This is a genomic window from Quyinboa sediminis (assembly GCF_042219855.1).
In the GTDB taxonomy this organism is placed as follows: domain Bacteria; phylum Bacteroidota; class Bacteroidia; order Bacteroidales; family UBA5342; genus JBHJHP01.
In genome coordinates, this window is the sequence record NZ_JBHJHP010000021.1 from 1 (window position 1) to 4,564 (window position 4,564).

General features: G+C 34.3%; 6 protein-coding genes. All 6 read left to right on the forward strand.

Features of this window, described 5'->3' with window-relative positions; genetic code table 11:
- Positions 1-125: 125 nt before the first annotated feature.
- A complete protein-coding gene (locus tag ACE1EF_RS19845) occupies positions 126-770 on the forward strand; it encodes a hypothetical protein (RefSeq protein WP_375722453.1) in 645 nt (214 codons plus the stop codon).
- Positions 771-933: 163 nt separating this feature from the next.
- Complete coding sequence (locus ACE1EF_RS19850) at positions 934-1,368, forward strand: hypothetical protein (protein WP_375722454.1); 435 nt, start codon at positions 934-936, stop codon at positions 1,366-1,368.
- A gap of 206 nt (positions 1,369-1,574) precedes the next feature.
- On the forward strand, positions 1,575-2,249 hold the full coding sequence (locus tag ACE1EF_RS19855; RefSeq protein ID WP_375722455.1) for a T9SS type A sorting domain-containing protein: 675 nt from the start codon (positions 1,575-1,577) through the stop codon (positions 2,247-2,249).
- Between the two features lie 182 nt (positions 2,250-2,431).
- Positions 2,432-3,127: a hypothetical protein gene (locus ACE1EF_RS19860; protein WP_375722456.1), complete on the forward strand. Its 696-nt coding sequence runs from the start codon at positions 2,432-2,434 to the stop codon at positions 3,125-3,127.
- A gap of 675 nt (positions 3,128-3,802) precedes the next feature.
- Entirely contained in the window at positions 3,803-4,033 is a 231-nt protein-coding gene (locus ACE1EF_RS19865) for a ribbon-helix-helix domain-containing protein (protein ID WP_375722457.1), read from the forward strand.
- Entirely contained in the window at positions 4,023-4,370 is a 348-nt protein-coding gene (locus tag ACE1EF_RS19870; RefSeq protein ID WP_375722458.1) for a type II toxin-antitoxin system PemK/MazF family toxin, read from the forward strand. The genes ACE1EF_RS19865 and ACE1EF_RS19870 overlap by 11 nt, the downstream gene beginning before the upstream one ends.
- Positions 4,371-4,564 lie beyond the last annotated feature (194 nt).

Below are 4,564 nucleotides of genomic sequence, written 5' to 3' on the forward strand. Positions count from 1 at the left end.
TCTTCTTCATAATTACAGTTTAAAATTAATACTATTTTGTCTACTTTTAAACTGTCCAGTTTTTGGGGAAGCTTACAACATTACACGAAGCAATAGAAAAACTACTCCAACAACAAAGACGACCAATGACTACAATTGAAATTGCTTCGGAATTGAATAGAAATAATTGGTATCAGAAAAAAGACGGCTCACCAATCGAACCATTTCAAATTCACGGACGAACAAGGAACTATCCGAAACTTTTTGGACGTAACGGCTCAACTGTTTTCCTCGCTGACAAATCACCTGGATTTAAAAAAGCTGACCAGACTTTTACAAAGAATAAAACCAAATTATCGACTTCAAGAAACAAAGACTCTGATGAAAAATATATAATCGACCTTTGCGACCAAGCTCTTGAACTTAAAGCATCCCGACAACATAAATTTGACTTTTTGAAAGGGGACCCAAATTCACAAGGTAGGTCGGTTTTACTTCCAGTAGATGCTTATTACGAAGAATTGAGTTTAGTCGTGGAATATCGAGAGAAACAGCATACAGAACAAGTCCAGTTCTTTGACAAGCCTAACAAAATGACAGTCAGTGGAGTGAATCGAGGAGAACAAAGAAAGATTTATGATCAAAGAAGACGAGAAGTCTTACCAAAGAACGGAATACAACTGATTGAGATTTCGTATGACGACTTCAACCACGATGGACAAAAAAGAATTATACGAGATAAGAAACGCGATTTAGACATAATTAAACAAAAAATAAAAAACGGCAGCTAACACACGGTCATAGTGCATGCGGCTTTGTTTTAATCTGCAAATTCACATTCCGTATGTCGTCGTTTTCGGCTTGACAATCAACACTTCGTGTGACTGTCAACCGCACGACACCATACCGTGGGAACGTTGGCAACAAGCATAAGAAAGACATAAACTCCAACTAATGCGAATAAAATATTATTCAACTTATTCACTGGACAGTGATAGGATTTCGATGAATGACCTCAGCAAAGAGATAAAGACCTATTTAAAAAATAAGAATGCTGATAATGTTGAAAGCACCAGAAATAAAATTGTTTTTAACAACAGAAAATGGAAATGGGGATCAAATGCTGCTTATATGACAACTATTAAAAAAGGGACTATAGAGCTTTATAATATTGATAAAAAAGTAGAAATTAGATTCACAGCATTTATAGACATTTTAACTGACATCGTACTTATCATAGGACTTCTATTAGTTGGTATATTTCTAAAAAAGATAATCATTGCATTCTCGGTTATGATATTTTTACAGTTACTCTACCGACTAATAAGTGCAAGAAATAGAAGTGAAGACTTTCTTAATGAAATGATAGATAAAATAATAACAAACTAAAATAATGCCAGTTGCCAACACACGTTATAGTGCATGCGGTTTATTTTAACTTGCAAAACCATATTCATTCTGGCGTCGTTTTCGGCTTGACAGTCTCCACTTCGTGGGACAGTCAACCGCACGACACCATACCGCGGGAACGTTAGCTTTAATATGAAAAGAGACAAAGACATTACACCTAAAAATAATTCCTAAAATCTTTAATCATGAGAACAATATTATTTTTTTTACTAATTAGTATTTCGATACACTTGTACTCAAATGAATGTGAAAAGTTTAAATTGACAACTGAAACTTATACGGCAATAGAATTCTGGAACATAAATGAATTTGTAGTATATGGCGAAAACTACACCGTTGCGGATTGGAATGATTTGAAAAACCTAGACTGGCTCAGCCCAAGTGATTGTCTAGAATGGATAAATTGTATGGGTATAAAGGAAAACCAAACATTCATAGTAACATATGACGGAAAAGACACCTATTCAGGTTCAGGCATCGCTAACCAGCAATACTTTGTTAAATATTCAAAAGACTATCCTCCAATTCCAGGTAAATTTCCACATGGCCAATTACAAAATTTATACCTTTTTTCAGGATATCCTTTACCAGATAGCACGAGAATACTTACTAAATATATAGATGTAACTTCTGTTCAATCCTCAAATTTTTTATCTATAAATATTTATCCTAATCCTGTTAAAAAAATATTGTTTTTAAATATGAAGTACTCAGGAAAAATTTATAATGTTTATGGTCAACAGGTTTATTCATTTAATTGTCAATCTACAATTGATTTTATCGGGTTTGAAAAAGGGATTTACTTTTTAGTAATACAGAATGAGGGTAATTTTTTTAATTATAAGATTGTTAAAGAATAACATACAAAAGCTAACACACGGTCATACTGCATGGCAGTACTTTTAAATAAAATATTACAACATTCGCGGGCTGTCGCTTTTGTCCTGACAGTTCCTTTCCCTTAGGAAAGAAACTGCCACGACAGCATACCGCGAAACGTTAGCGGTAATTGCAAAACGACTATGCATTTAAATCAATCATTTTGAAAAGTTCAAGATTTATAATACTATGTGCTCTTTGTGGATTGATAATTTTTTTCGGCTTTCGAAAATTTAAGATTTATCAAACTAATAAAATAATTAATAGGTATTCCCATATTGAAACTTATAACGATGCGAAAAATTTATTTGAGAGTGACTTACAGAAAAATGATTTGAAATATTTCTTCTTTGGTCTGGCATATAATACAAATTTTGATTCAATTAAAAAGAAATATGACCTAAAAGTAATATTCTTAGGAGATATTATTGATCATAAATTAGATATGTATAATCAGATAGTTGAGAAAGAAATATTAAAAAAATCTCCATGGAATCATTCGACAAATAAAGCAGATAGTATTTGGTTAGATTTTATGAATGCGTTAGAAACGAAACAGATTAACTATCTATTGGTAAACTCCTTTGATACAATTAAATGTTCTGAATTAAGTGACTCTTTAAAAAACTCATTTGGTGATAGATATGAAGCAAAATTTATATTTGAGAATCATTTAAATGAATTAATGCATTTGAAAAACTTATCGACTCAGAATTGGCATTTATATAATAATGACAGCATTATTAGAATACATTATACTATAAAATGTAAAGCAGCAGAAGAGGGAGCATATGACTTGATTTTTATGTTTGATAAGTATGAGAATAAATATCTTTTTAGTGGAATGATAACGACTTAAAAAAGCAACGTACCGCTAACACACGGTATAGTTCATGCGGTTTTATTATAATTTGCAAACCCACATTCCGTATGCCGTCGTTTTCGGCTTGACAGTCTCCACTCCGTGGGACAGTCAACCGCACGACACCATACCGCGGGAACGTTAGGTGCAACCGTCATTAAATTGACTGTCTATTTTAATTTAGTTGCTGCTCTTAGCTGGTTAGCCGTTAATTTGCCAACGCTTTATTTAAATGGTGATTAGAGTTGGCGGACACCGGATTAACGTCTCCCCTATGCTGGTCTTCACGTTTGAGAAGTTAGGGTGTGATCTTTAAACTCAAAGTTTTCGCAGCAACTGTCCTTAGTACCAGGAAAGTTTCTTATTTTGGGTTTTCAGGTTAACGACAGGGAAATTGAACGGGAAAGATGACCAGATCTTACAATCTCAATGCGGGCAGACAAAGAAACAGCAGCACCTAACACACGGTCATACTGCATGGCAGTTATTTTAAACAAAACATATCAACGTTCGCGGTAAATCACTTTTGTCCTGACAGTTCCTTTCCCGTCGGAAAGAAACTGCCACGACAGCATACTGCGGGAACGTTAGGCCTCATATTGAATTTAACAATATTTACTTGTTAGATATACTTTTAATATATACCTTTGAAGAACACAAACAATAAAGAAAATGAAAACAATATCTTTAAAAATTGACGATTCAATCTTCGGAGAAACTGAAAAGATTCTTTCTCGAATGAAAAAACCGAGGAACAGGTATATAAATGAGGCATTGGAGTATTACAATCAAATGCAGAAACGTATAATGATTGAGAAAAGACTAAATAAAGAATCTGCCCTTGTAAAGAAAGATTCTATGAATACTCTTAAAGACTTTGAGGAGATCGACTATGCAGATTAGACAGTTTGAAATTTGGATAGCGGACTTGAATCCTCAAATTGGAACTGAACCTGGTAAAACAAGACCAGTTTTAACTGTTCAGACCAATTTACTCAACAAAATCCCTCACCCTTCGACAGTTATTTGCCCAATAACGACTAATACAAAAAAGGACTCCGAAATATTGAGAGTTCATTTACAAAAAGGAATGGCAAACCTACATCAGGACTGCGATGTTATGATTGACCAAATTAGAGCCATTGACAACAAAAGACTTGTGAAAAGAGTTGGAGTTTTACCTGCTGAATTGGTAGAAAGTGTTAAGGAAAACATACAAATTGTACTAGACCTTGAATAAAATACAAGGCCTAACACGCGGTCATAGTGCATGCGGTTTGGTTTTAATTTGCAAACTCACATTCCGTATGCCGTCGTTTTCGGCTTGACAGTCTCCACTCCGTGGGACAGTCAACCGCACGACACCATACCGCGGGAACGTTGTGTGTAACCCTGAAAAAACAAGTGTACACTGGAAAGACTAGGGAAACATAA

Coding starts and splice junctions, on each gene's coding strand:
- ACE1EF_RS19845 (WP_375722453.1), top strand. CDS start 126: ATGACTACAATTGAAATTGCTTCGGAATTGAATAGAAATAATTGGTAT.
- ACE1EF_RS19850 (WP_375722454.1), top strand. CDS start 934: ATGCGAATAAAATATTATTCAACTTATTCACTGGACAGTGATAGGATT.
- ACE1EF_RS19855 (WP_375722455.1), top strand. CDS start 1,575: ATGAGAACAATATTATTTTTTTTACTAATTAGTATTTCGATACACTTG.
- ACE1EF_RS19865 (WP_375722457.1), top strand. CDS start 3,803: ATGAAAACAATATCTTTAAAAATTGACGATTCAATCTTCGGAGAAACT.
- ACE1EF_RS19870 (WP_375722458.1), top strand. CDS start 4,023: ATGCAGATTAGACAGTTTGAAATTTGGATAGCGGACTTGAATCCTCAA.